Annotated in this window: 20 protein-coding genes; 2 read left to right on the top strand and 18 right to left on the bottom strand. The window is 70.0% G+C overall.

The genetic code is table 11. The features are described 5' to 3' along the window. Positions 1–184 precede the first annotated feature (184 nt). Positions 185–1,561 carry a DUF7594 domain-containing protein gene (locus ACN263_RS08465; RefSeq protein WP_422739256.1) on the top strand — a complete coding sequence of 459 codons (1,377 nt, stop codon included), beginning with the start codon at positions 185–187 and terminating at the stop codon, positions 1,559–1,561. Positions 1,562–1,904: 343 nt separating this feature from the next. On the opposite strand, the gene mmsB is transcribed toward ACN263_RS08465, so the two are convergent. The 18 genes from mmsB to ACN263_RS08375 all read right to left on the bottom strand — a co-directional run bounded on the left by mmsB (position 1,905) and on the right by ACN263_RS08375 (position 24,981). After that, positions 1,905–3,155, bottom strand: a complete 1,251-nt coding sequence (gene mmsB / locus ACN263_RS08460) for a multiple monosaccharide ABC transporter permease (RefSeq protein WP_422739255.1) — start codon at positions 3,153–3,155, stop codon at positions 1,905–1,907. Beyond that, entirely contained in the window at positions 3,152–4,690 is a 1,539-nt protein-coding gene (mmsA, locus tag ACN263_RS08455) for a multiple monosaccharide ABC transporter ATP-binding protein (RefSeq protein ID WP_422739254.1), read from the bottom strand. The genes mmsB and mmsA overlap by 4 nt, the downstream gene beginning before the upstream one ends. A gap of 82 nt (positions 4,691–4,772) precedes the next feature. Next, a complete protein-coding gene (gene chvE, locus ACN263_RS08450) occupies positions 4,773–5,918 on the bottom strand; it encodes a multiple monosaccharide ABC transporter substrate-binding protein (RefSeq protein WP_422739253.1) in 1,146 nt (381 codons plus the stop codon). A 206-nt stretch (positions 5,919–6,124) separates the two neighbouring features. Then, a complete protein-coding gene (locus ACN263_RS08445) occupies positions 6,125–7,114 on the bottom strand; it encodes a LacI family DNA-binding transcriptional regulator (protein ID WP_422739252.1) in 990 nt (329 codons plus the stop codon). Between the two features lie 392 nt (positions 7,115–7,506). Beyond that, positions 7,507–9,642, bottom strand: a complete 2,136-nt coding sequence (locus tag ACN263_RS08440; protein ID WP_422739251.1) for a family 43 glycosylhydrolase — start codon at positions 9,640–9,642, stop codon at positions 7,507–7,509. Between the two features lie 390 nt (positions 9,643–10,032). Continuing rightward, positions 10,033–11,535 (bottom strand): L-arabinose isomerase, encoded by a 1,503-nt coding sequence (araA, locus tag ACN263_RS08435; RefSeq protein WP_422739250.1) that lies wholly within the window; start codon positions 11,533–11,535, stop codon positions 10,033–10,035. A gap of 26 nt (positions 11,536–11,561) precedes the next feature. Continuing rightward, complete coding sequence (gene yjfF / locus ACN263_RS08430; RefSeq protein ID WP_422739249.1) at positions 11,562–12,554, bottom strand: galactofuranose ABC transporter, permease protein YjfF; 993 nt, start codon at positions 12,552–12,554, stop codon at positions 11,562–11,564. Further along, on the bottom strand, positions 12,551–13,621 hold the full coding sequence (locus ACN263_RS08425; protein WP_422739248.1) for an ABC transporter permease: 1,071 nt from the start codon (positions 13,619–13,621) through the stop codon (positions 12,551–12,553). The genes yjfF and ACN263_RS08425 overlap by 4 nt, the downstream gene beginning before the upstream one ends. Next, a complete protein-coding gene (locus ACN263_RS08420; RefSeq protein ID WP_422739247.1) occupies positions 13,618–15,159 on the bottom strand; it encodes a sugar ABC transporter ATP-binding protein in 1,542 nt (513 codons plus the stop codon). Before ACN263_RS08420 ends, ACN263_RS08425 begins: the two co-directional genes overlap by 4 nt. A gap of 187 nt (positions 15,160–15,346) precedes the next feature. Then, entirely contained in the window at positions 15,347–16,339 is a 993-nt protein-coding gene (locus ACN263_RS08415; protein WP_422739246.1) for an ABC transporter substrate-binding protein, read from the bottom strand. 128 nt (positions 16,340–16,467) lie between these two features. Beyond that, entirely contained in the window at positions 16,468–17,160 is a 693-nt protein-coding gene (locus tag ACN263_RS08410; protein ID WP_422739245.1) for an L-ribulose-5-phosphate 4-epimerase, read from the bottom strand. Next, a complete protein-coding gene (gene araB, locus ACN263_RS08405) occupies positions 17,157–18,839 on the bottom strand; it encodes a ribulokinase (protein ID WP_422739244.1) in 1,683 nt (560 codons plus the stop codon). Before araB ends, ACN263_RS08410 begins: the two co-directional genes overlap by 4 nt. Positions 18,840–19,423: 584 nt before the next feature. Next, positions 19,424–20,212: an ABC transporter permease gene (locus tag ACN263_RS08400; protein ID WP_422739243.1), complete on the bottom strand. Its 789-nt coding sequence runs from the start codon at positions 20,210–20,212 to the stop codon at positions 19,424–19,426. Continuing rightward, entirely contained in the window at positions 20,209–21,177 is a 969-nt protein-coding gene (locus ACN263_RS08395; RefSeq protein WP_422739242.1) for an ATP-binding cassette domain-containing protein, read from the bottom strand. The genes ACN263_RS08400 and ACN263_RS08395 overlap by 4 nt, the downstream gene beginning before the upstream one ends. A gap of 33 nt (positions 21,178–21,210) precedes the next feature. Continuing rightward, on the bottom strand, positions 21,211–22,053 hold the full coding sequence (locus ACN263_RS08390) for a DUF4097 family beta strand repeat-containing protein (RefSeq protein WP_422739241.1): 843 nt from the start codon (positions 22,051–22,053) through the stop codon (positions 21,211–21,213). 58 nt (positions 22,054–22,111) lie between these two features. After that, positions 22,112–22,639 carry a hypothetical protein gene (locus tag ACN263_RS08385; RefSeq protein WP_422739240.1) on the bottom strand — a complete coding sequence of 176 codons (528 nt, stop codon included), beginning with the start codon at positions 22,637–22,639 and terminating at the stop codon, positions 22,112–22,114. Between the two features lie 66 nt (positions 22,640–22,705). After that, positions 22,706–23,917, bottom strand: a complete 1,212-nt coding sequence (locus ACN263_RS08380; protein ID WP_422739239.1) for an FUSC family protein — start codon at positions 23,915–23,917, stop codon at positions 22,706–22,708. A 95-nt stretch (positions 23,918–24,012) separates the two neighbouring features. Beyond that, entirely contained in the window at positions 24,013–24,981 is a 969-nt protein-coding gene (locus ACN263_RS08375) for an SDR family NAD(P)-dependent oxidoreductase (protein ID WP_422739238.1), read from the bottom strand. An 83-nt stretch (positions 24,982–25,064) separates the two neighbouring features. Between ACN263_RS08375 and ACN263_RS08370 the strand changes: the two genes are divergently transcribed. Continuing rightward, a complete protein-coding gene (locus ACN263_RS08370; protein WP_422739237.1) occupies positions 25,065–25,991 on the top strand; it encodes an AraC family transcriptional regulator in 927 nt (308 codons plus the stop codon). The last annotated feature ends 26 nt before the right edge of the window (positions 25,992–26,017 follow it).

The raw sequence follows: 26,017 nt of genomic DNA, 5'->3' as shown, positions 1-26,017 counted from the left end.
GTGACGACCCGGCCCGACGGACCACAAGAGAGTGCGGGCAGCGGGCGGGCGTGCGGTGCGTGAACATCACGCGAACATCGAGATGTTTCGCTGTTTGAGCGTACTGTTCACCTGACGGCAGCACGTCGGTTCATCGAGCTTCCTACGGTCCTTGCGCTCTGCACCCGTAACGAAGGGGTCCTGGATGGACATTCGATTCGCCCGCCCGCCGGTGACGGTCGGGACGGTGGCGGTGCTCGTCGCCGCCACCGCCGCCGTCGTCCTGACCGGTTCGGGCACGGCCGCCGCGGCGAGCGTGACGTTCACGCCGGTCGCCGACACCTACGTCCAGAACGACACGGCAGCCACCAACTACGGCACCTCCACGCAGATCGTGGTCGACAACTCGCCCACCCGGCGGATGTTCCTGCGCTTCACCGTGAGCGGCGTCAGCGGCACGGTGACCAGCGCCAAGCTGCGGTTGCGCACGATCAGCGGCAACAGCGGCAGCGACGCCGGTGGCACGTTCCGCAGGATGTCCAGCACCACCTGGTCGGAGACCGGCACCACCTGGAACAACCAGCCGGCTCTCGACGGGGCCACCCTGGGGACGCTCGGCGCGGTCGCCGGCAACACCTGGTACGAGATCGACGTGACCTCCGCGGTCACCGGCAACGGCACGTACAGCTTCGGCGCCACCTCGACCAGCGGCGACGGCGCCTACTACGACACCCGCGAGAGCGGAGCCGACGCCCCGCAACTGGTCGTCACGACCGGGACCACGACGCCACCCTCCGGCGACCCGGTCCTCGTCGGCGCCGGCGACATCGCCACCTCCGGCTCCGGCGACACGGCCACCGCCGCGCTGCTCGACGGCATCTCCGGCACCGTCTTCACCACCGGCGACAACGTCTACGACAGCGGCACCGCGGCGCAGTTCGCCAGCTACTACGAGCCCACCTGGGGCCGGCACAAGAGCCGTACCCGCCCGTCGCCGGGCAACCACGACTACAACACGTCGGGGGCCACCGGCTACTACAACTACTTCGGTACGAACGCCGGCCCGAGCGGCCGGGGCTACTACTCCTACGACCTCGGCAACTGGCACGTCGTGTCGCTGAACTCGAACATCAGCATGTCGGCCGGCTCCGCCCAGGAGCAGTGGCTGCGCGCCGACCTGGCGGCCAGCACCAAGCCGTGCACGATCGCGTACTGGCACCACCCGCTGTTCACGTCCAGCTCCGACCACGCGCCGTCCACCTCGACGCGCCCGCTGTACCAGGCGCTCTACGACTACAACGCCGACGTCGTGGTGTGGGGCCACAACCACGTGTACGAGCGGTTCGGCCCGATGAACCCGTCCGGCAGCTACGACGCCGGCCGGGGACTGCGCAGCTTCGTCGCCGGCATGGGCGGCGCGGACCACTACGGCTTCGGCACCGTGCAGCCCAACAGCGAGGCGCGCAACAGCTCCGCGTGGGGGGTCCTGAAGTTCACCCTGCACTCCGGCAGCTACGACTGGCAGTTCGTGCCGGTCGCCGGCCAGACCTACGCCGACAGCGGCACCGGCACCTGCCACTGACGCTCTGATCCCGTTGCACCAGGGTGGTGCAGCGGGATCCCGGCGTGGCCCGGCGGGCGGGCGGGAATTACCTGATGCGCTCGCTGTCGAGCTGCCCCAGATGTGGGGCACAGCACGGGTGCCGGCTGGTGGGTCTCATGCCGGGACCGTCCAGGCATCTGATCGCGGCGCGGACAGACGCGCGGCCCATATCTGGGGCAGCTCGACAGCAACCCACCACACAAGGGTCGACCCACCCCGACAAGGCCGACAACCAGAGGGCCATCCACCCGCATCACTCGCCAACGACGCGCGCCCCCGCCCGTTGATCGGGCAGGGGCACGCGTACGTGTCGTCCAGGGGGTCAGCGGGTGCCGGCCGCCCGGCGCTTGTTGTAGACGTCGAACGCGACGGCGACGAGCAGGACGAGCCCCTTCACCACCGACTGCGTCGACTGGTCGACGCCCATCAGCTGCATACCGTTGCTCATCACCGCCATGATCAGACCACCGACCATCGCGCCGACCACGGTACCCACGCCGCCGGTGACCGCCGCGCCACCGATGAAGGCCGCCGCGATCGCGTCCAGCTCGAACATGTTGCCGGCGGCGGGCTGCGCGCCGTTGGACCGCGACGAGTAGATGACGCCGGCCACGGCCGCGAGGAAGCCCATGTTGACGAACATCCAGAAGTTGACGGTGCGCACCTTCACGCCCGACAACGCCGCCGCCGAGAGGTTGCCGCCGATCGCGTACACCTGACGGCCGAAGACCGTCCGCCGGGTGAGCAGTCCGTAGACCAGCACCAGCACCGCCAGGATGATCAGCACGATCGGCAGGCCCCGGGCGTGCGCCAGCTGCCAGGCGAAGTACATGATGACCGCGCCCACCAGGACGACCCGGGCCACGAACAGCGGGAACGACTCGACCGGCTGCTGGTAGCGGATCCGCGCCAGGCGGGTGCGGAAACCGCTCACCGCGTACCCGGCCACGGCGATCGCGCCGATCAGCAGCGTGAAGGCGTCGAAGCCCTGACCACCGAGCAGGCCGTTGAGGAAGCCGGCCGCGACCTTCTGGTACTCGCCCGGGAACGGCGACAGCGAGATGTTGTCGAGCACCCGCAGGGTGAGACCCCGGAACAGCAGCATGCCGGCCAGGGTCACGATGAACGCCGGGATGCCGGCGTACGCCACCCAGAAGCCGTGCCACGCGCCGACCGCGATGCCGACGGCCAGCGCCGCGAGGACGCCCAGCCACCACGGGTGCCCCTGCTGGATCACCAGCACGGCGGACACCGCGCCGGTCAGCGCGACCACCGACCCCACCGACAGGTCGATGTGCCCACCGATGATCAGGATGACCATGCCGATCGCGAGGACCAGGATGTACGAGTACTGCAGCACGATGTTGGTGATGTTGCCGGGGCTCAGCGACACCCCGTCGGTCAGGACCGCGAAGAGCGCCACGATGACGACCAGGGCGACGTAGATGCCGCTCTGCCGGAGGTTGTTCAGCACCAGGGCCCGCAGGTCGCTCGTCCCCGTGTGCAGAGCGGCGGCCGGCGCGGGATCCGACGGTGTCGGGCGCTCCGTCGAAGGGGTTTTGATGCTGGTCATCCGACGAGCTCCTTGTCCTTTGTCATCAGCTCCATGAGGCTCTCCTGGGTCGCCTCGCCCACCGGCTTCTCACCGGTGATCCGGCCCGCGGCGAGGGTGTAGATGCGGTCACACATCCCGAGCAGCTCCGGCAGCTCGGAGGAGATGACGATCACCGCCTTGCCGGCCGCCACCAGCCGGTTGATGATCGTGTAGATCTCGAACCTGGCGCCGACGTCGATACCGCGCGTCGGCTCGTCGAGGATCAGCACGTCCGGGTCGGTGAAGAGCCACTTCGACAGCACGACCTTCTGCTGGTTGCCGCCGGAGAGCTTGCCGACCACGGCCATCACGCTCGTGGTCTTGATGTTCATGTCCCGCCGACTCGTCTCGGCGACCTTGATCTCCTCGTTGCCGTTCACCCAGCCGTACCGGGCCAGCCGGTCCAGGGCGGCGGCGGAGACGTTGCGCCGGACGTCGTCGATGAGATTGAGGCCGTACCGCTTGCGGTCCTCGGTGACGTACGCGATGCCGTTGTCGATGGCCTCCGCGACGGTACGGGCGGTGACCTCCCGGCCGTGCATGAAGAGCTTGCCCTTGATGTCGCGGCCGTAGGAGCGGCCGAAGACACTCATCGCCAACTCGGTCCGGCCGGCGCCCATCAGCCCTGCGATGCCGACCACCTCACCGGCGCGCACCGACAGGTTGACGTCCTCGACGACCATCCGCTCCTGGGTCGGGTGCCGCACCGACCAGTCCTCGATCCGCAGCACCTCCTCGCCGGGGGACGATTCGCGGTCGGGGTAGAAGCTCTCGATGTCGCGGCCGACCATGCCCCGGATGATGCGCTGCTGGCTGACGTCGTCGGCGCGCATGTCCAGGGTCTCCACCGTGCGACCGTCCCGGATGACGGTGGTCGAGTCGGCGATCGCGGTGATCTCGTTGAGCTTGTGCGAGATCATGATGCAGGTGATGCCCTGCTCCTTGAGCTGCCGGAGCAGGCCGAGCAGGTGTGCCGAGTCGACGTCGTTGAGGGCGGCCGTCGGCTCGTCCAGGATGAGCAGGCGCACCTTCTTGGACAGCGCCTTGGCGATCTCCACGAGTTGCTGCTTGCCCACACCGAGCTGGATGACCGGCGTCATTGGGTTCTCGTGCAGCCCCACGGACGCCAGCAGCTCCGCCGCCTCCGCGTTGGCCTTGTTCCAGTCGATCAGGCCGGTACGGCCCCGCCGCTCGTTGCCCAGGAAGAGGTTCTCGGCGATCGACAGGTAGGGCACCAGGGCGAGTTCCTGGTGGATGATGACGATGCCATTGGCCTCGCTGTCCCGGATGCCCCGGAACTGCATCGGCTTGCCGTCGAAGAGGATCTCGCCGTCGTACGAGCCGCTCGGGTGGACGCCGGAGAGCACCTTCATCAGGGTGGACTTGCCGGCGCCGTTCTCGCCGCAGATGGCGTGGATCTCTCCCCGACGTACCGCGAGGTTGACGTCCTCCAGCGCGGTCACTCCGGGGAAGGTCTTCGTGATACGACGCATCTCGAGGATGGTGTCGTCCATGGTCACTGTCCTCTGTCGGTCTGGACGTTGCTCGATCACGGCGTCGGGCTCGGCGGTCACCCGCCGAGCCCGACGAGGTGACCTACTTCTTGGCCTGACCGGCGGCGACCTCTTCCGCCGTCCAGTAGCCGGAGTCGATCAGCGTCGCCTTGATGTCGTCCTTGTAGACGGTCGCGATCGGCAGCAGGTACGACGGGACGACCTTGACGCCGTTGTTGTACGTCTCGGTGTCGTTGGCCTGCGGGGTCTTGTCCTGCAGGAACGCCTCGGCGGCGTTCGCGGCCTGGTCGGCCAGCAGGCGGGTGTCCTTGAAGACGGTCGAGTTCTGCACGCCGTCGTTGATCAGCTTGATCGAGGCGATCTCGGCGTCCTGGCCGGTCACCACGGGCAGCTTCTTCTTGCCGGTGGCGCTGTAGCCCGCGTTCTGCAGGGCGGTGATGATGCCCCGGGAGATGCCGTCGTACGGCGACAGGACCCCGTCGACGACCGAGCCGTCGTTGTAGCTGGAGGTGAGCAGGTCCTCCATCCGCTTCTGCGCGGTCTCCTGCTGCCAGCGCAGGGTGGCCACCTGCTCCTTGGTGGTCTGCTTCGACTTCACCTTCAGCGTGCCCGCGTCCAGGAACGGCTTGAGGGTGTCCATCGCGCCGCCGAAGAAGTACTGCGTGTTGTTGTCGTCGAGCGAGCCGGCGAACAGCTCGATGTTGAACGGGCCCTTGGCCGTGCCCTTCGAGCCGTCCTTGTTCTGCAGGCCGAGCCCGACCAGGAGGGCGGTGGCCTGCGCCACGCCGACCTTGTAGTTGTCGAAGCTGACGTAGAAGTCGACGTTCTTGCTGCCGCGGATGAGCCGGTCGTACGAGATGACCGGGATCTTCGCGTCGGCGGCGGCCTGAAGCTGACCGCTGAGGGCCGTGCCGTCGATGGCCGCGATGATCAGGACGTCCGCGCCCTGGGTGATCATCTGGTCGACCTGCTGCGACTGGGTCGGGATGTCGTCGCCCGCGTACTGCAGGTCGACCTTGTAACCCTTGGACTCCAGCTTCGACTTCACCGCGTTGCCGTCGGCGATCCACCGCTCCGAGGTCTGCGTCGGCATCGCGACGCCGATCGTCAGGTCCCCCGGCTTCTTGTCGCTGGTGTCGCCGCCGCTGCCGGCACCTCCACCACTGCACGCCGCCAGGCTCAGCGCCAGCGCCGCGCTACCGAGAGCAACCAGGAATTTCCTGCTCACGGGCGTCTCCTCTCCCGATTCCCCCGCCGACCGCCGGGGCCACCTGTGTCATCTTTCGGGTAGTGTTAGCGCTCACATAGGGCACGTCAACACTTGATCCGAAATACCGGTGTCACGGTCTCGTAACGGAGACTTCCCCACCCGCACGACCTCGCGCAACCCCTACCGACGGTTGATCGAATGCCGCAGGTCGGAGGCATCGCGGGTCAGCGCCCCGGCGGGGCGACGCTGTCCCGGGCGACCAGGGTCGGCGCGATGGTCTGGCGCAGCGCTCCCCCGCCGTTGCCCGACTCGATCTGGGTCAGCAACATCTGCAGGCTCGCCCGCGCCACCGCGTCGAAGTCCGGTCGTACGGTGGTCAACGGCGGAATGAAGTACGCCGCTTCCGGCACGTCGTCGAAACCCACGACGCTGATCTCGGCCGGCACCTTGCGCCCGAACTCGTGCAGCGCCCGCAGCACACCCAGGGCGAGGTGGTCGTTGGCCGTGAAGATGGCGGTGACCTCCGGCATCCGGGCGAGCATCTGCCCGCACCGGTAGCCCGACGCCGCCGACCAGTCCCCGTGCATCAGGGGCGGCGGCTCGACCCCCGCGGCCAGCAGCGCCTCCCGCCAGCCCTCGATACGACCGGCGCTGTCGAACCAGTCGGACGGCCCGGACACGTGCCACACCGTGCGGTGGCCGGCGTCGAGGAGATGCTGTGTCACCGCCCGCGCGCCCGCCACCTGGTCGACCGTCACCAACGGCACCGGTCGGTGCGGGTCGCCGTCGACCGTCACCAGTGGAACGTCCTTGGGCAGGCGCTCCAACGCCTCGCCGGCCGACTCGACCGGAGCGATGACCACGATGCCGGCGACCCGGTGCGCCAGGTGCCGCTCGACGGCGGCCGAGATGGACCGGTGGTCCAGGTCGCGCACGCTGCCGACGCTGACGGCGAAGCCCTCCGCCGCGGCGGTCTGCTCCAGCGCGGCCAACAGCGACGCCGGACCGTAGAGGGTCGTGTTCTGGGCCACCACACCGATGACCTGGGACCGGCCGGTCACCAGGGCGCGCGCGGCGCCGTTCGGGCGGTAGCCGAGTTCGGCGATCGCCGCCCGTACCCGCAGCCGGGTCTGCTCACGCACGTTGGGGTGCCCGTTGAGCACCCGCGACACGGTCTGGTGGGAGACACCGGCCAGACGAGCGACATCTGTCATCGCGGGACCGTGGACGGCCATTTCACTCCCCCCGCCTTCAACCCGACCCGCGGCCCGTCGACGTTGACTGGAGCGGCCCGGCCCGATCCCCCTCGCTCAGCCACCACGCCGGTGCTGAATCGCAGGTGACCAGCGCTGGATCGCCGACAGTCTACGCCAGCCATTCCATCGAACACGGCACCGCTGAGCACGAACGACACGACGCGTGCCGGGTGGCCCTCGCGGCCCGCTCGCCACCCACGCCGTCGCCCGCCGACGGAGGCGGCACACAACGGGCCGCCGCCCCGCTCCACGCTCCTGGACAGAGCGGGGAACAGGGCGGCGGCGGGTCTGACCGGCGGCGCGGGTGGTGCGGTCGCGACGCGGTCAGATAACTGCCTGTGTGACCGTCGTCACGGTGTGGTCAGGTCGAATCGGCGGACGGTTACCGCGCCGCCGAGCGACTGGGTGGCGTGGTTGAAGATGGCGAACCGGTAGCCCATGAAGAACTGCCAGTTGTTCGCCAGCGTCAGGGCGTTGCCGAACGACGTGAAGTTCACGCCGTCCGTGCTGTACGAGAAGCGTGCCTGCCGGCCCGAGCCCGGTCTGATGTCGGCGTTGGCGCGCAACCAGATCCGACCACCGGAGATGGCGGTGCTCGCCGCCTCGCTGCCGGTGCTGGTGGTGTTCCAGTTGCCGTCCATCGTGAGACCGTTCTGCATCACCAGCCGGGTCGACCCGTTGTCCCGTTTGATGCCGATCCAGGCGGACGAGTTGCGCAGCACCGCCAGGCCGGTGCGGTCACCGTCGCGCATCGTGGAGTAGTCCAGTTCGATGGTGGCGGTGGAGGTGGGGCCCTGGATGCGGTGGGTCAGCGTGTTCCGCGCCGCGTACAGGTCCCCGGTCACCGTGGCGGTCTGCAGGGTCAGCCCGTTGTTGACCGACCACCGGCTGTTGTCCGGGTTGTGGTTCCACTCCCACTGCGGACCGAGAGTGGTGCCGGCGAACGTGTCGGTGCCGGTCAGCGGCTTCACCGCACGCGGCGGAGCGGGCAGGTTCGGCTTCGGGTAGGTGCTGCCCCAGGCGCCGTTGACGGTCTGCAGCACCGGCCAGCCGTCGCTGGTCCAGGTGATCGGCGCCAGGGCCGGCATCCGACCACCGGGGTACGCGTCGACGAACGACATGTAGTACCAGTCGCCGTTCTGGGTCTGCACGAGACCACCCTGGTGCGGCACGCCGCCGCCCGAGATGGGACCGGGCAGGTTGAGCAGCACCTGACGCTGCTCGTACGGGCCGAACGGTCCGTTGGTCGACTTCAGCACGTACTGGCCGTTGGCCGGCCGGGTGAGCCAGATGTAGTAGGCCCCGTTGCGCTTGTAGAACCGGGCGCCCTCCAGCGTGCCGATGCTCGACGGGGTCTGGTACACCTGCTGGGCGCGTACCTGGGACTTCCCGTCGGCGGAGAGCTGCGCGACGCTGATCGTGGTGTTGCCGTACGCCACGTACATGGTGTCGTTGTCGTCGATCAGCATGCCGGCGTCGTAGTAGCAGTTGGGGATGGTGGTGTGCTTGCTCCAGGTCCCGTCGACGGCCGACGCGGTGTAGATGTGCGTCTGCGCGAAGTCGATGCACCCGGCCCAGTAGTAGGTCCGGTTGCTCGGCCGGTAGTTCAACGTCGATGCCCAGATCCCGTCGACGTACGCGTTGCCACCGCTCATGTCGTACTTCGAGCCGAAGTCGAGCCGGGGCACGGCGTGCCCGGCGTACTCCCAGTTCACCAGGTCGTACGAGCGCAGCACCGGAGCGCCTGGCGAGTAGTGCATGGTGGACGACGTCAGGTAGTAGACGTTGTCCACCCGGATGATGTCGACGTCGGCGAAGTCCTGCCAGATGGCCGGGTTCGAGAACGTGCCGTTCGACGGGGGCGGCGTGGTGGGGGGTGGCGTGGTCGGTGGCGGCGTGGTCGGGTTGCCCCCGCCGTCGACACGGACGAACTGCCACTGCTGGTTGGTGCCGTTCCAGTCGTCGTACTGCACGATGTTGCCACCGTCGGCCGTCGAGGCGCCCTGCACCTCCATGACCTTGTTGCTGTTGCGGTTGATCAACCGCACATAACCGCCGTCGGAGTCGGCGAGGCGGAACTGCTGGTTGGTCCCACCGTTGTCGGACCACTGCACGATCGCCCCACCATTGGCGGTCGACCGGCCGGACACGTCCAACACCTTGCCCGACAACCGCGACTTGACCCGATAGTAACCACCGCCCGAGTCCACGAACTGCCACTGCTGCTGGTTACCGTTGTTACGCGTCCACTGCGTGATCCGCGCACCGTCGTTCGTGGCCAGGTTGTAGACATCCAACGCCTTGCCACTGTTGCGGTTCACCAGCACGTACCACGCGCTCGTGTCGACCGTGGCCGCCGACGCGGGTGCCGCGGCCACCGCCACGGCCGCGCCACCGACCACCAGGGCCGTCGCGGCGACGGCCAATCTCGACAGCCAGTTGCGCCGGCGTGGCGCACCCCGGGGAACCCGACCGATGGAAAGCATGATCCTCCTCTGCTGACGCGAACCGTGCGGTCTGGGCCGGCGTCCGCGGCACCGGGCGGGGCACCGAGCTGACCACGCCCGGCCATGTGATCGCTAACAGCGCGCCCCGTGCGCCTCGGCAGCACGATGCCGATGACGAGGGGTTAGGACGCGCGCACGGCCGGACCAGGCGACGACATCGACCACGTTGACTATAGACTGTGAGCGATAACATGCTCTTAGTCAAGGCGTAACACAACCGGCTCGCGGGCCTGCTGGTGCGCGCGACAGAGCCCGGGCGCAGACACGAACGGGTGGCCCACCCCGGCCCGCAGGCAGGGATGGACCACCCGTTTCACGGTCTGGGCCGTCGCGTCCCGCTCGGCGGCGGGCGCACGGCTTCGACGCAGGTCAGAAGCCCCGGGCCAGCCGGTAGTAGGCCTGGTTCCAGCGGATCTCGTCGGCGAAGCGGCGCGTGGTGGTCTCGGCGTCGATGACGACGAGCTCGGTCCGGCTCATCTCGGCCAGGTCGTGCAGCTCCTCGGCGCCCACCGCCTGCGACAGCACCGTGTGGTGCGGGGCGCCGGCGGTGATCCAGGACTCGGCGGAGACCGGCAGGTCCGGTCGCGGCCGCCAGACGGCGCGGGCGACCGGCAGCCGGCGCAGCGGCTGCGGCGGCGACACGACGTCGATCTCGTTGGCCACGAGCCGGAACCGCTCCCCCATGTCGGCCAGCCCCAGCACCACCGCGGGACCGGGCGCGGCGTCGAACACCAGCCGTACCGGGTCCTCGCGCCCACCGATGCTCAGCGGGTGGATCTCGACGTTGGGCACGTCGGACGCGATGGTCGGGCAGACCTCGAGCATGTGCGCGCCGAGCACCAGCTCCTGGCCCGGCGTGAGGTCGTAGGTGTAGTCCTCCATGAACGACGTACCGCCCGGGACCCCCACCGACATCGCCTTGACGGTGTGCACGAGGACCGACGTCTTCCAGTCGCCCTCGCCGCCGAAGCCGTAGCCGTCCGCCATCAGCCGCTGCACGGCGATGCCGGGGAGCTGACGCAGGCCGCCGAGGTCCTCGAAGTTCGTGGTGAACGCCCGGAACCCACCGGCCTCCAGGAAGGCACGCATACCCAACTCCAGGCGGGCGGCGTAGCGCAGCGAGTCGTGCCGCTCACCACCGGGAAGCAGCTCGGCGCCCACGCGGTAGGTGTCGCCGTACTCCTTGACCAGCTCGTCCACGTCGGCGTCGGCGACCTGGCCGACCACCTCGACCAGGTCGTTGACGCCGTAGGTGTTGACCGACACCCCGAAGCGCAGCTCCGCCTCGACCTTGTCGCCCTCGGTCACCGCGACGTCGCGCATGTTGTCGCCGAAGCGGGCGAGGCGCAGCGACCGCATCGCCGACCAGCCGGTCGCCGCGCGGGCCCAGGCGCCGACCCGGGCGGTCACCCGCGGGTCGCTGACGTGACCCGCGACGGTCTTGCGGGCCACACCGAGCCGGGTCTGGATGTACCCGAACTCGCGGTCGCCGTGCGCCGCCTGGTTCAGGTTCATGAAGTCCATGTCGATGTCGTCCCACGGCAGCAGGACGTTCGACTGGGTGTGCAGGTGCAGCAGCGGCGTCTGCAACGCGTCCAGTCCGGCGATCCACATCTTCGCCGGCGAGAACGTGTGCATCCAGGCGATGACCCCGATCGCGCCCTGGGCGGCGGCCTCCCGGCAGACCTGCAGGATCTCACCGCTGTTGGTCAGGACGGGCTTCCAGACCACCCGGGCGGGAATCTGCGGCGAGTCGTCGAGCGTGGCCGCGATCTGGCGGGACTGCTCGGCGACCTGCCGGAGCGTCTCCTCGCCGTACATGCCTTGGCTGCCGGTGAGGAACCAGATCTCGGGTTCGGGGTGTGGTGCCATGGGGTTGCCTTCCGCGAGAGGGGCGGTCACTTGTAACGGATTCCGATGAGTCGCTGCAGGAGGATGAACGCGAAGAGCAGGCCGCCAATCACGATCTTGGTCCACCAGGAGTTGAGGCTGCCGTCGAACGTGATGAGGGTCTGGATCACACCCAGGACCAGCACGCCGAGCACGGTGCCGAAAATGTAACCCGAGCCGCCGGTGAGCACCGTGCCACCGATGACGACGGCGGCGATGACGTCCAGCTCCATGCCGACGGCGATCAGCGGCGCGCCGGAGAGGGTGTAGAACGACAGCAGGATCCCACCGATCGCGGAGCAGAGCCCGCTGATCGTGTAGACGGCGATCCGGGTACGCCCCAGCGGCAGGCCCATCAGCAGCGCCGACTGCGGGTTGCCGCCGATCGCGTACACGTTGCGCCCCAGGCGGGTGTACGCCAGCACGTACGCGGCGACGAGCACCACGGCGAAGGCGATCAGCACGCTGATCGAGACGAAGTTGCCCCGGGGGTCACCGATCCGCTCCTGCGACATCCTGGTCCAGAAACCGTCCGTGATCGGGATGGACGAGTCCGAGATGAACGTGCACATGCCCCGGGCGAAGAACATCCCGGCGAGCGTGACGATGAACGGCTGGATGTCGAAGAAGTGGATGACGCAGCCCATCAACAGGCCGAGCGTCGGCCCGATGAGCAGCGCGATGACGAGCACGAGCGCCGCCGGCAGGCCCTTCTCCAACAGCGACGCCGACACCATCGCCGTCATGGCCACGACGGACCCGACCGACAGGTCGATGCCACCGGTGAGGATCACGAAGGTCATGCCCACCGCGACGACGAGCAGGAAGCCGTTGTCGATGAAGACGTTGAAGATGACCTGCACGTTCGAGAACGCCGTGTACTGGGACACGCCGATGCCGTACATGACCAGCAGCAGGGCGAGCGTGGCCAGCACCGGCACCTGCCGCCGGGGCAGCCGGAACCGGGTCCGGCGGGGGACGGTGAGCGATCCGGTGGTCATGCCGGCACCTGCTCCTTCGGCTTGTCGGCGACGGGGCGCGGCGGCGGGACGCTCTTCCTGCGCCGGCTGAACCGGGCGCGGAAGGCCGGCGCCTGGATGAGGCAGACGGCGATGACGACCACCGCTTTGAACAGCAGCGACGTCTGCGGTGAGATGTTCATGGCGTACACCGTGGTGGTCAGGGTCTGGATGATCAGCGCGCCGAGAATGGTGCCGCTGAGGTAGAACCGGCCACCGGCCAGGGACGTACCACCGATGACGACCGCGAGGATGGCGTCCAGCTCCACCCAGAGGCCGACCGCGTTGCCGTCGGCGCTGGACACGTTCGCCGTCATCATGAAGCCGGCGATCGCCGCGCAGGCGGCGCTGAGCACGTACACCAGGAAGATGACCCGGTTGGACCGGATGCCCGCCAGTCGGCTCGCCTCGGCGTTGCCACCCACCGACTCGACGATCATGCCGAGCGCGGTACGACGGGTGAACGCGGCGACCAGCAGGGCGGCGGCGAGCGCGATGAAGATGGCCAGCGGCAGGGTCAGCAGGTGGCCCAACCCGATCGCCCGGAACGGCCCCGAGTTGATGGTGATGATCTGCCCCTGGGTGATGAGCTGGGCGAGGCCACGACCGGCCACCATCAGGATCAGCGTGGCGATGATCGGCTGGATCCCGATCACCGCCACCAGCACCCCGTTCCAGGCGCCGAGCACCAGCGAGATCCCGAACGCCATGGCGAGAGCGGTCAGCACCACCGCGAGGCTGTTCTGGTCGGACTGCTTGCTGATGTACATGCAGGCGACCGCGCCGCTGATCGCGCAGAGGGAGCCGACCGACAGGTCGATGCCTCCGGTCGAGATGACAAGCGTCATGCCCAGCGCCACGAGGATCAGTGGCGCGCTCAGCCGCAGGATGTCGATCGGCGTGCCGTACAGGTGCCCGTCCTTGAGTTCGATGGACAGGAACCCGGGCCGGTAGATGGTGTTCGCCGCGAGCATGACGACCAGTACGGCGACCGGCCAGAACAGCCGGTGACCGACGATCGTCCGATAGCGGCCCTTCGTCTCGTTCATCGGTCCGCCTCCTCCCGGTGGGATCCACTCGCGATCGTCTGCATGATGCGCTCCGCGTCGAGGTCCTCGTTGTTGGCGAGCTGCGCGACCATCTGCCGGTCCCGCATGACCGCCACCTTGTGGCTGAGGCGCAGCACCTCCTCCAGCTCGGCCGAGATGAACAGCACCGCCATTCCGCCGTCGGACAGCTGCGCCACGAGCCGCTGGATCTCGGTCTTCGCGCCGATGTCGATACCGCGGGTCGGCTCGTCCAGGATCAACAGCCGCGGTTCGGTGATCAGCCAGCGGGCCAGCAGCACCTTCTGCTGGTTGCCGCCGGAGAGGTTGCGGACCGGGACCTCCGGGTCCGCCGGACGGATGTTGAGCGCCTTGACGTACTTGTCGACCAACTCGTCCTGACGGCGGCGCGGGATGGGCCGCAGCCAGCCCCGGGCGGCCTGCATGGCGAGGATCATGTTCTCGCGGACCGACAGGTCGGGGACGATGCCCTCGGCCCGGCGGTTCTCCGAGCAGAACCCGACGCCCTGGTCGATGGCCTGCGCGGGGGTACGCAGGCTGCTCGCCGTGCCGTCGATGGCGACCTGCCCACCGTCGGCCCGGTCGGCGCCGAAGAACAGCCGCGCCACCTCGGTACGCCCCGAGCCCAGCAGGCCGGCGAGGCCCACCACCTCACCGGCGTGGATGGTCAGGCTGAACGGCTCGACCGCGCCCGCCCGGCCGAGTTTCGACACCGCCACCAGCGGGGTGCCCTCCTCGATCGCGGCCAGGTCGCGCCGGGAGTGCTCCTCGATCCCCTCGAGGACGTCGAGTTCCTTGCCGATCATCTTCTCGACGAGGCCGAGTTGGGGCAGTTCGGCGGTCGGGTACTCGCCGACGAGCCCGCCGTTGCGCAGCACCGTGATGCGGTCGGCGATCTCGTAGACCTGGTCGAGGAAGTGCGTCACGAACAGGATCGCGATGCCCTCGTCGCGGAGCTGCCGCATGATGCGGAACAACTGCGCGACCTCACCGGCGTCGAGGCTGGACGTCGGCTCGTCCAGGATGAGCACCCGGGCCTGGATGTCGATCGCGCGGGCGATCGCGACCATCTGCTGGATGGCCAGAGAGTACGAGCCCAGCGGCGCGCTGACGTCGAGATCGAGGTCGAGGCGGCTCAGCAGCGCGCGGGCGCGGCGGCGGACCTCGCCCCAGCGGACGGCGCCGAACAGGCGGGGCTCACGCCCGATGAAGATGTTCTCCGCCACCGAGAGGTTGGTGCAGAGGTTGACCTCCTGGTAGACGGTGCTCACCCCGGCGGCCGTCGCCTGCATCGGCCCGCTGAAGGACACCAACTCACCGCCGAGGGTGATCGTGCCCTCGTCGGTGTCGTAGACGCCGGTGAGCACCTTGATGAGGGTCGACTTGCCGGCGCCGTTCTCGCCCATCAGGGCGTGCACCTCGCCGGGGAAGAGCCGGAAGTTCACGTCGTGGAGTGCACGCACCCCGGGGAAGGACTTGCTGATCCCGGTCATCGTCAGGACCGGACGGCTATCCGTCATCCCATCAGACCTCTTCTGGGGGTTGTCGACGCGGATGGGCCGTTGCGCTCCCACCGCGCCCGCCCGGCCCATGGCGATGGGCGCGGGCGGGCGTGGCGCGGGACGTCGCGGGTCATGCCCGGTCCGTTCGGGTTAACGGGGCGACGCGGCGGGGTCGCCACGCGAGCGCGGCGACCCCCTGCGTCGATCAGTACTTGCGGTTGGGCAGAGCCTCCTTGGCCTGCTCCTGGGTGAAGGTGGTCTCCTCGGTCTCGATCCGCGGCGGCACCGTCTCACCCGCGTGGATCTTCTTGGCCAGGTCCATCAGCTGTGGGCCGAGCAGCGGGCTGCACTCCGCGATGAAGTTGAACTTCCCGTCGGCGAGCGCCTGCATGCCGTCCTTGACGGCGTCGACCGTGATGATGGTGATGTCCTTGCCCGGCACCTTGCCGGCCGCGGTGATGGCCTCGAGAGCACCCAGACCCATGTCGTCGTTGTGCGCGAACAGCACATCGATCTTCGGGTTGGCCTTGAGGAACTGCTCCATGACCTGCTTGCCGCCCGCCCGGGTGAAGTCACCCGGCTGCGAGGCGATGATCTTCAGGTTCGGGTTGGCGGCGATCGCCTCGCCGAAGCCCTTCTTGCGGTCGTTGGCCGGAGCGGCACCGGTGTTGCCCTGCAGCTCGACGATGTTGACCGGACCCGTGGCGCCCTTCTTCTGCTCGACCAGCCACTCGCCGGCCAGGCGGCCCTCCTTGACGAAGTCCGAGCCGAGGAAGGTCTTGTAGAGGCTCTTGTCGGCCGAGTCGACCGAGCGGTCGGTCAGGATGACCGGGATGCCGGCGTCCTTGGCCTCCTTGAGCACGGTGTCCCATCCGGACTCCACGACCGGCGAGAAGGCGATGATGTCCACCTTCTGCTGGATGTAGTTACGGATGGCCTTGATCTGGTTCTCCTGCTTCTGCTGCGCGTCGTCGAACTTGAGCTCGATGCCCGCCGCCGCAGCCGACTCCTTGATCGAGGTGGTGTTCGCCGTACGCCACCCGCTCTCGGCGCCGACCTGGGAGAAGCCCATGGTGATCTTGCCGTCGTCCTTGGACCCGCCGCCGCCGGTGTCGCTGTTGCCGCAGGCCGCCACGCCGCCGATGAGCAGCACACTGGCGAGGACCGCGATAGCGCGCTGCGTTCGCATCTTTCTCATCAGATCTCCTTGGCTGGGTGTGGTGGGGACCGCGTGAGCCGCCGAGGTGCGCAGGGTGGCGTACGCGGGTGGTGCGTGCTGGTGCGTCGGTGGAGCAGACCGGCGGGCCGGATGACCGGTGGAGACGGTCAGGAACCCGCCGGTGCGACTGGTTGTTGGCCGTAGACGTTCTGGTAACGGTGGTAGAGGGCGTCGATGTCGGCCGGCGCGATCGGCACGGGCGTCCCGAGGGTGCGCGCCAGGTACGCGGTACGGGCCACGTCCTCGCACATGACCGCCGCCTTGACCGCCGCCCGGGCGTCCCGGCCGATGGTGAAGACGCCGTGGTTGCGCATGAGCACGGCGGGCGAGCGGTGCCCGGAGAGCGTCGCGACGATGCCCTTGCCGATGTCGTCGCCACCGATCAGCGCGAACGGACCCAGCGGGATCTCCCCGCCGAACTCGTCAGCCTGCGCGGTGAGGTGGCAGGGAATCGCTTCGCCGCAGGCGGCCCAGGCGCTGGCGTACGAGCTGTGCGTGTGCACCACGCCGCCGACCTCGGGCATCGCGCGGTAGACGTAGGCGTGGGCGGCCGTGTCGCTGGACGGCGCCAGATCGCCCTCGACGAGGACGCCGTCGAGGTCGCAGACCACCATCGTCTCGGCTGTGAGGTCGTCGTAGCCCACACCGCTGGGCTTGATGACCATGAGGTCCTGACCGGGGACCCGCGCGGAGACGTTGCCGGACGTCCAGGCGACCAGGTTGTACCGGGTCAACTCGGCGTGCAGGCGGGCAACCTTCTCGCGCAGCTCACCGATCTGTCGGCTCACCTCTGCGTTCATGCGACGACCTCCAGCGGGGCCTCGTGCGTGGCTACGGCGGCCTCTACCGCCGCGTTGCGGATCGCCCGGAGGCGGAGCATGACGTCGTTGCCGCCGCGACCGAAGTGGTCGTGCAGCGCCCGGTACTCGGCGTACAGGGCGTCGTAGGCGCGGGCCCGCTCCGGGTCCGGCGTGTAGACGGCCTCGTGCACCCGCCCCATCGCCTGGGACGCCTCGTGGATCGACGGGTACGCCCCGGCGGCGACGGCGGCGTGGATCGCCGAGCCGAGCGCCGGCCCCTGCGCGGACGCGATGATGTTCAGCGGACGCTTGGTCACGTCGGCGTAGATCTGCATCAGCAGCTTGTTGTTGGTGAGGCCGCCGGCGATCACCAGGTCGTTGACGGGCACCCCGGCCTCGACGAACGCGTCGATGATCATCCGGGTGCCGTACGCGGTGGCTTCCAGCAGCGCGCGGTAGACGTCCTGCGGGCGGGTGGCCAGCGTCATCCCGACGATCATCCCGCTCAGGTCGTGGTTGACCAGCAGCGAGCGGTTGCCGTTCCACCAGTCCAACGCGACCAGGCCGTGCGCGCCGACCGGCTGGCTGGCGGCCAGCTCGGTGAGACGTTCGTGCGAGTCGAGCCCGGCGGGTGCGCCGTGCTCGACGAACCAGCCGAAGATGTCGCCGACGCCGCTCTGGCCGGCCTCGTAGCCCCACGCTCCCGGGCTGATGCCGCCGTCGACCACGCCGCACATCCCGGCGACCTCGGCCGGGTGCTCGCCGTTGACCACGTGGCAGGTGGACGTGCCCATGATGGCGACCAGTCGACCGGGCTGCACGGCCTGCGCGGAGGCCGCGGTCACGTGCGCGTCGACGTTGCCGACCGCCACCGCGATCCCCTCCGGCAGGCCGGTCCAGGCCGAGGCGCGGGCGGTGAGCGTGCCGGCCCGGGCGCCGAGCGGCAGCAGCGGGCCGTCGAGCTTGGCCACGAAGTCACCGAAGTCGGGGTTGAGCGCGGTCAGGAAGCTCTCGGACGGGTACTGCCCGTCCTGCAGGATGCCCTTGTAGCCGGCGGTGCAGACGTTCCGGGTCTCGGTGCCGCTGAGCTGCCAGACGATCCAGTCGGCGGCCTCGATGAACCGCTCGGCCCGGTGGTAGATCTCCGGGTCCTCCTCGAGGATCTGCAGCCCCTTGGCGTACTGCCACTCGGCGGAGATCTTGCCGCCGTACCGGCCGATCCACGGCTCCGCACGCTCGTGGGCCAGCGCGTTGATCCGGTCGGCGTGCGGCTGCGCCGCGTGGTGCTTCCACAGCTTGACCCAGGAGTGCGGCCGGTCCCGCAGCTCGGGGTCCTCGCAGAGGGGGGTGCCGTCGGCGCGCGTCGGGAGCACGGTGCAGGCGGTGAAGTCGATGCCGATGCCCACCACCGCCGCGGGGTCCACCCCCGCCGCGGCGACCGCGGCCGGGACGGCGTGGCGCAGCACGTCGCGGTAGTCGTCCGGATTCTGCAGCGCCCAGTCCGGGGGCAGCGGCCGACCTCCCGGCAGCGTCTCGCTGATGACCCCGTCCCCGTACTCGTGCACTGCGGTCCCGAGCTCGGCACCGTCAGAAACCCGGACCACCAGGGCCCGCCCGGAGAGAGTGCCGAAATCGACACCCACGACGTAGCTTTCGGCAGCTCCGCCCACACGCTCCATGTTCACCTCCACCGTTAACGGGGATAGTGTTAACGCTCACATCCAGCCTCGTCAAGACATCTACCTGCAACAGCTCCGTAACGGAACGCGGAGGCGGAAGCGACTCGGCCGCGTCGATACCGACCGGCACGTCGCCCGCGTCCCGACGGTGGCGGCGGCCAGCCGCCGCAGCGCGCGGATGTCAGCGATAACATCGACAGCCTTGCCACCCCCGGCATGATCGGACCCACAGAACGGGTTTCCGCCCCATCCGAGCCCCATGACCCCGCAGTCCAACGCCAGCCGTCGCGGCACAACACCGGCCGACTTCGAATGTTATCGATAACACTCGATGCTCCCAACTGCGGCCGATGCGCGTCGATCATGGAGTTGCGGTGGGGGACCAAGCGGTTGAGTCGCCCCAATCCGGGCACCACGAGTCCATGATCGGCCCGTGCGGGGGTTGGGGGCCTGGCTCGTCGGTCGGCGGGGGTAGGTCGATGAGCCGGGCCGGCGGGTCCTCCGGGCCGGTGCCGACCCGGCACGCCGACAGCCGACGGCCCGGCCCATCGGGGCCGGGCCGTCGGTCGTCAGCGGACGCCGGGTCAGGCCGTTCGGGGGCGGTTGTAGAGCGCCTTGGCCCAGCAGAAGCAGCCGACCGTGATGACGACGCACCAGCCGACCGCGAGGAGCCCGTTCGCGCCGATCCCGCCGCCGAGCAGCAGGCCACGGAGCGTCTCCATGACCGGGGTGAAGGGCTGGTAGTCGGCGAACAGGCGGACCGGCGTCGGCATCGAGTCGGTGGGTACGAACCCGCTGCCGAGGAACGGCAGCAGCACCAGCGGCATGGGCAGGTTGCTGGCCGTCTCGACGCTCCTGGTGACCAGGCCCAGGGCGACCGACAGCCAGGTGACGGCGACGGTGACCATGGTCAGCACGCCGATCGTGGCGAGCCACTCGACGGCGCTCGCGGTGGGGCGGAACCCGACAAGCAGCGCCGCGCCGGTGACCGCCGCCAGGCTGAGCATCGTCTGGAGCACGCTGCCCACCACGTGGCCGGTGAGAACCGACGGCCGGAAGATCGCCATGGTACGGAACCGGGCGAGGATGCCCTCGGCCATGTCCATGGCGACCGAGATCGCGGTGCCCTGCGCCGCGCTCGCCACCGTGATGAGCAGGATGCCCGGGGTGACGTAGTTGGCGTACTCGGCGCGGCCGCCGGTCGGTCCGAGGCCGGCGCCGAGCGTGCCGCCGAAGACGTAGACGAAGAGCAGCAGCAGGACGACCGGGATGCCGACGAGCATCAGGGTCAGCGACGGGTAGCGGCGCATGTGCAGGAGGTTGCGCCGCAGCATGGTGTGGGAGTCGCGCAGGGCGAGGGTGAGGGTGCTCATCGCGCAGCGGCCCTTTCGTGGCGGGGTCCGGAGTCGGGTTGGCCGGTGAGGGCGAGGAAGACGTCGTCGAGGTCGGGGGTGTGCACGGCGAGGCCGGCCACGGTGATGGCGGCCCGGTCGAGGTCGTCCAGGAGGGACCGCAGCGAGCCGACTCCGCCGTCGCTGGGCACCTCGAGGGTGAGCGCGGCGTCGTCCCGGGTGGCCATCGTGAACGTCCGGGCCGCCGAGTCGAGTGCGCCCTGGTCGACGAAGCTCAGCACGACGTGACCGCCCGGGATGAGCCGCTTGAGCTCGTGCGGGGTGCCCTCGGCGATCAGTCGGCCGTGGTCGAGGAAGGCGACCCGGTCGGCGAGCTGGTCGGCCTCTTCCAGGTACTGGGTGGTCAACAGGATGGTGACGCCCTCGGCGGCCAGCGCCTTGATGATGTGCCACATGGCGCGGCGGCTACGCGGGTCGAGACCGGTCGTCGGCTCGTCGAGGAAGATGACGCGGGGGTCGCCGACGAGTGTCATCGCGAGGTCGAGCCGGCGACGCATGCCACCGGAGTACGTGGCCGCCGGCTTGTCCGCCGCCTCGGTCAGATCGAACTGGTCGAGCAGGTCGGCGATCCGGGGCCGACCCGCGGCGCGGTCCAGGTGGCACAGATCGGCCATGAGGTGCAGGTTCTCCCGGCCGGTGAGCAGACTGTCCACTGCGGAGAACTGGCCGGTGACGCCGATCAGCTCGCGTACCGCGTCGGCATCGCGGGCCACGTCGTGCCCGAGCACGCGGGCATGACCGCCGTCGGCCGGGATGAGGGTGGAGAGGATCTGCACGGTGGTGGTCTTGCCGGCGCCGTTGGGACCGAGCAGGGCGAAGATCGTTCCCTCGGTGATCATCAGGTCGATGCCGTCGAGCACGACCTTGTCGCCGTAGGACTTGCGCAGCTCGGTGGTGACGATCGCGGGCTTGCTGCTGCCGGTCATGGTCTCCTCGTTCGGGGTGGGGGTCGACGCGCGTCAGGCACGGCGGATGGTGATGTCGCCGTAGGAGGTGTTGGCGCGGATCTCGACCGTCTCGTCGGTCTCGGCCGGGCCGTCGGTCGCCGCCAGGGCGTTGTGCACACGGCCGTGCCGGGAGCTGACGTCGAGCCAGGCGGCGGTGCCGCGCCGGACGCCGACCTCGATCGCGCCGTAGGAGGTCTGTGACTCGATCGACCCGCGCACGACCTCGCCGAGGCGCACGTTGCCGTACGCGGTGCGCGCCGCCACCGAGGCGGTCGAGGCGTCGACGGTGATGTCGCCGTACGCGGTGTTGATCCGGACGTCACCGCCGCCGTGGCCGATCCAGCAGTCACCGGAGGAGTTCTTGATCTCCGCGGTGCCGTCGACGGTGCCGAGGCGCACCTTGCCGGACGACGCCTTCACCCGGGCCGAACCGGTGACCCGCTCCACCGTCACCTCGCCGTGGCTGCTCTCGATCTCCAGCGGCCCGGTCTCCTCCAGCCGGATGGCGCTTCCGGTCTTGATCCGGCACTCGCCGAGCCGCCCCTCGCCACGGAAGGCCGCCCACGCCGCCTCGGCGTGCAGTCGCGTGCCGCTCGGCACCTCGATCAGGACGTCGACCGAGGGTCCGGAGCCGAAGCCGTACCGACGCCAGCTCCTGGGCACCCTGATCCGCAGCTGCCCGGCGGCGAAGTCGACGGTGGTCTGCTCGGCCGCGTTCACGTCGGCCTTGCTCGACGGGTCGCGGGGCCGCACCCGGACCACCGTGTCGGTGCGGTCGGTCGCGGCGATCCAGGCGTCGCCGACCGGCAGCTCGACCTGGACGGAGATCGGTTCTGGGGTGTCGAAAACAGGCATGGTGGTCTCCCGGGAGGGTGTCGGCGGAGCGGAAAGAAGGTGTGGGCAGGCGCGCGGGTCAGCGCGCCCAGCCGGTGACGTGCTGGCCGGGCCTCGGGGGCTCCGGCCGGCGTGGCGGCTGTCGGTCGGGGCCGCCGGCCCCGACGGCGCTGGCGACGGCGCGTACCAGCCAGGCGTTGACGGAGAGCCCGGCGCGACCCGCGGCCTCCTCGACGCTGGCCTTGAGGTGGTCGGGAAGGCGGAGGTTGATGCGGGACGTGCCACCCTCGTCCCCCTCGGGGGGCAGCAGGGGCGCGGGGGCCGCAGGTGGCTCGGTGACCTCGCCCGGCCCGTCCGTGGGCGGGGTGGCGGGGGCCACCACGAAGTCGGGCTCGCGTCCGCGCAGCCGGACGTGCACCGACCCGGGGGCGAGATCGCGGGTGATCTCGCCGGCCGCGTCGGAGAGCGCCTCGAGCAGCGTGAGATGGGTCGCCGCCTCGAGCTGGGTGAAGAGCCGTTCGGCCAGCACCCGGCCCTCCGGGTCCACGCCCTCGGCGGCCACGGCGAACTCGTTACGCAGGTTCTCGACGTACGGCCTCAAGTCCATGGCACCATTATGGCATCACTTTGGCTCAGCGTGCAACACCTATGGCTCACATTGCCGCCATGAGAGTCATCGGCGCTGGTCGCCGGGCTGTCTGGCGCTCCCGAAAGCGCGACGGACCAGCCGGTTCGCGACCTCCTGGCTCAACCCGGTGGCCACCAGCAGGTCGCTGGCGGCCGTCCGGACCTGCGCCACCACCACGGCACCGGAGAAACCGACCCCCTCCCGGTAGGCGTCACCGGCGGCGCAGACCGCCCGGAGCGCCCGCTCGCGCGCCTGTACGGGTTCCTGGCCGGCCGCGAACTGCCGCTTGAGCAGCCGTACCGCCTCGGCCAGGTCGGCGACCGCCCTGGGCATCGGTTCCGGGACGGGCTCGCCGTCCTCGATCAGGGTCACCGCCCGGCGGATCAGCGTTCCCGCGTTACGCATCGCCCGGTCGATCGGCTCCGCAGTGTTCGCGTACCGGGCCACCGGCCCCTGCCGCTGGTGCCAGTGCACCGGCGAGAGGGCGCTGGCCTCCCGGGCGCCCTGCGTCGCCTCGACGAGCGCACCCAGCTCGCCCTTGTTCTCCCGCAACCTCGCCCGGGCGGTCAGCGCGCGATCGATGTCACGGTCGGCCAACGCGCCGGCGGTGGCGTCGAGCTGGCCGCTGAGCAGGTCCAGCGCCGGTCGCGCGGCCCGGTTGAGCACCCGCAGCGGGCTCAACGGCAACAGCACAGCGGTGACCAGCAGCGCCACGGCGCCACCGACGAGGGCGTCCACGAAGCGGGGAATCTCCAGATCGCGCACGGAAGGGCTCAGCGTGGCGATGAGTACGGCGGTGGCACCCGCCTGGATCACCACCGCCGCGCTGCCGACCAGGAACAGCGCGACGAGGATCGCCAACACGACGATGAGGGCGAGCTGCCACCATCCGGTGCCCATCACCGCGAGCAGCAGGTCACCGACCAGCACCCCGACGGTGACCCCGATGATCAGTTCGATGGTGCGCCGCAGGCGTTGCCCGACCGACGCCGCGAGGGTGGAGACCGCGGAGATCGGCGCGAACACCGGCTGCGAGACGTGCAGCACCTCCCGCACCACCAGCCAGGACAGCGCCGCCGCCAGGCCGGCCTGCAGGGCCAGCCCCCCGATACCCCGAACCCGCCGCGCGCGATCCCGCAGCGTGCCCGACAGCTGGCCCCGCAGCCGCGCGACGGCCGACGCCGGACCGGACCGTGCCGACGCTCCGGCGCGCGCCGGAGCGTCCCCGTCCGTACCGGGCCGACCGGCAGCGACCATGGCGGGCGGCTACCCCGCCGTACCCCGATCAATCCTGGACGCCGGGCGCGGCCACGCGGGCCCGCGCCGCGCCCGGCGTCCGACGGCGCTCGCGCTCAGCGGGCGGCCATCATCTTTTCGGTGTACGCCCAGAGCTGGTCCGCCGCCGCCGGGTCCATCGCGTGGTCCGCGACACCGTCGGTGGCGTCGGGGCCGCCAGGGACCACCGGCATCTCCTGGTTGTCGACGAAGTACCGGCCGCCGATGCCGTCCAGCAGGGGCGAGGCGGCGAGCAGGACCGTGGTCGCCGCACCCTGGGCCGGCGTCTTGTAGTAGTCCGGCACGACGAGGTTGCCCGCCTCGTCCATCGCGCCGAGCGCACGCATGGTGTCCTCGTCGACGTAGCGCTGGAGGTTGGTGTGGATGTACCCGGGGTTGAGCGCGTTGGCGGTGATCCCGTCCGCCGCCCACCGACGGCTGATACCCACCGCCAGCAGGACCTCCGCCGTCTTCGCCTGCCCGTACGCCTGCCACGGGTCGTACGGCCGCCGCTCGAACTGGGGATCCTCGGCGTCGAACGGGGCGCTCAGGTGCGCGCCGGAGCTGACCAGCACGACCCGCGCCGCGCCGGCCGCCCGCAGGTTGTCGTGCAGCCCGACGGCCAGCGCGAAATGCCCCAGGTAGTTGGTCGCGAGCTGGAGCTCCCAGCCCTGCGCGGAGAGCTGCCGGGTCGGCAGCGCCATGATGCCGGCGTTGGCGACGAGCACGTCGAGCGGGCCGTCCCAGGCCGCGACGAACGCGTCCACCGAGGCCAGGTCGGCGAGGTCGAGCGCGGCCGACCGGACACTGCCCGGCGTGGCGTCACCGGCGAACTCCTCGACGAGCCCGGCGGCCCGGCTCGGATCACGGACCGCGACGGTGACCTCCGCGCCGGCACCGGCCAGGGCGCGAACCGTCTCGACACCGATGCCGGACGCGCCGCCGGTGACGATCATCCGACGCCCGGTCAGGTCCACCCCGTCGAGGATCTCGGCGGCGGTGGTGCGGGCGGTGAACGGGGTGGTGAGGCGTGTGTGCGCTGTCATGCCCATGACGCTACGGAGTGTCGCGCTGGACTGCCTATAGTTTGGAGTCCTTCGTACTTTTGTCAGCGTCCAGGACGGTGGGGATGGATCCGCTCGAAGACGTGCTGGCACTGCTCGGTGCCACCGCGCACCTGTCCGCCGGTCTCGTCGCCGGCGGGCGCTGGGCCGTCCGGTTCGACCCGCCGGCCGGCGCCAAGTTCAACGCCATCCGGCGCGGCCGCTGCTTCCTCCGGGTCGAGGGTGAGGCCGAAGCGATCGCCCTCACCGAGGGTGACTGCTATCTGTTGACCCGGCCGGTGGCGTACACCCTCTTCAGCGCTCCCGACGCGCCGGTCCAGCCGGCGTACCCGATCTTCGCCGCCGCCGGGGACGGCGTGGCGCACGCCGGCGACGGCGACGACATGTTCCTCATCGGCGGCGCGTTCTCCCTGGGCGACCGGGGTCGCACCCTGCTGTTGGACGGTCTCCCGCCGGTCATCCACGTACCGGCCGACGCACCCGAGGCCGCCACCATCCGGTGGGCTCTCGACCAGATCGACATCGAGCTGCGGCGGCCTCAACTCGGGTCGCGGCTCGTCGCCGAACACCTGGCGCTCGTCCTGCTGATCCAGGTCCTGCGGGTGCACCTCGCCCGCGACCCGCAGCACACCTCCGGTTGGCTGGCCGGGCTCGCCGACCCGGTGGTCGCCCCCGCGCTGCGGGCGATGCACGCCCGGCCCGCCCAGCAGTGGACGGTGGACGCGATCGCCCGCACCGCCGCCGTCTCCCGCTCGACGCTCGCCGCCCGCTTCCGGAAGGTCGTCGGCGTCGGTCCGCTGGAATACCTCACCGGCTGGCGGATCGAGCTGGCGGCGGACCGCATCCGGCACGGCTCCGACTCCGTCGCGGCCATCGCCCGCGCCGTCGGGTACGGCTCGGAGAGCGCCCTCAGCGTGGCCTTCAAGCGGGTCACCGGCGTCTCACCACGCGCCTACCGCCACCAGGCGGCCGGGAGCGTCCCCGGCGGATAGGCGACGCCGCGGGGCAACCGCGGGCG

The sequence above is a fragment of the Micromonospora sp. WMMD729 genome, assembly GCF_049315225.1.
Classification (GTDB): domain Bacteria; phylum Actinomycetota; class Actinomycetes; order Mycobacteriales; family Micromonosporaceae; genus Micromonospora.
This window is presented reverse-complemented; position numbering and strand designations above follow the sequence as displayed.

Bases quoted from the DNA above. Each gene is read 5' to 3' on its own strand.
- mmsB (WP_422739255.1), bottom strand. From the start codon at position 3,155: ATGACCAGCATCAAAACCCCTTCGACGGAGCGCCCGACACCGTCGGAT.
- ACN263_RS08420 (WP_422739247.1), bottom strand. From the start codon at position 15,159: ATGACGGATAGCCGTCCGGTCCTGACGATGACCGGGATCAGCAAGTCC.
- ACN263_RS08385 (WP_422739240.1), bottom strand. From the start codon at position 22,639: ATGGACTTGAGGCCGTACGTCGAGAACCTGCGTAACGAGTTCGCCGTG.
- ACN263_RS08445 (WP_422739252.1), bottom strand. From the start codon at position 7,114: ATGACAGATGTCGCTCGTCTGGCCGGTGTCTCCCACCAGACCGTGTCG.
- ACN263_RS08395 (WP_422739242.1), bottom strand. From the start codon at position 21,177: ATGACCGGCAGCAGCAAGCCCGCGATCGTCACCACCGAGCTGCGCAAG.
- ACN263_RS08380 (WP_422739239.1), bottom strand. From the start codon at position 23,917: ATGGTCGCTGCCGGTCGGCCCGGTACGGACGGGGACGCTCCGGCGCGC.
- araB (WP_422739244.1), bottom strand. From the start codon at position 18,839: ATGGAGCGTGTGGGCGGAGCTGCCGAAAGCTACGTCGTGGGTGTCGAT.
- ACN263_RS08465 (WP_422739256.1), top strand. From the start codon at position 185: ATGGACATTCGATTCGCCCGCCCGCCGGTGACGGTCGGGACGGTGGCG.
- yjfF (WP_422739249.1), bottom strand. From the start codon at position 12,554: ATGACCACCGGATCGCTCACCGTCCCCCGCCGGACCCGGTTCCGGCTG.
- ACN263_RS08390 (WP_422739241.1), bottom strand. From the start codon at position 22,053: ATGCCTGTTTTCGACACCCCAGAACCGATCTCCGTCCAGGTCGAGCTG.
- ACN263_RS08425 (WP_422739248.1), bottom strand. From the start codon at position 13,621: ATGAACGAGACGAAGGGCCGCTATCGGACGATCGTCGGTCACCGGCTG.
- ACN263_RS08375 (WP_422739238.1), bottom strand. From the start codon at position 24,981: ATGACAGCGCACACACGCCTCACCACCCCGTTCACCGCCCGCACCACC.
- araA (WP_422739250.1), bottom strand. From the start codon at position 11,535: ATGGCACCACACCCCGAACCCGAGATCTGGTTCCTCACCGGCAGCCAA.
- ACN263_RS08370 (WP_422739237.1), top strand. From the start codon at position 25,065: ATGGATCCGCTCGAAGACGTGCTGGCACTGCTCGGTGCCACCGCGCAC.
- ACN263_RS08400 (WP_422739243.1), bottom strand. From the start codon at position 20,212: ATGAGCACCCTCACCCTCGCCCTGCGCGACTCCCACACCATGCTGCGG.
- ACN263_RS08410 (WP_422739245.1), bottom strand. From the start codon at position 17,160: ATGAACGCAGAGGTGAGCCGACAGATCGGTGAGCTGCGCGAGAAGGTT.
- ACN263_RS08440 (WP_422739251.1), bottom strand. From the start codon at position 9,642: ATGCTTTCCATCGGTCGGGTTCCCCGGGGTGCGCCACGCCGGCGCAAC.
- mmsA (WP_422739254.1), bottom strand. From the start codon at position 4,690: ATGGACGACACCATCCTCGAGATGCGTCGTATCACGAAGACCTTCCCC.
- ACN263_RS08415 (WP_422739246.1), bottom strand. From the start codon at position 16,339: ATGAGAAAGATGCGAACGCAGCGCGCTATCGCGGTCCTCGCCAGTGTG.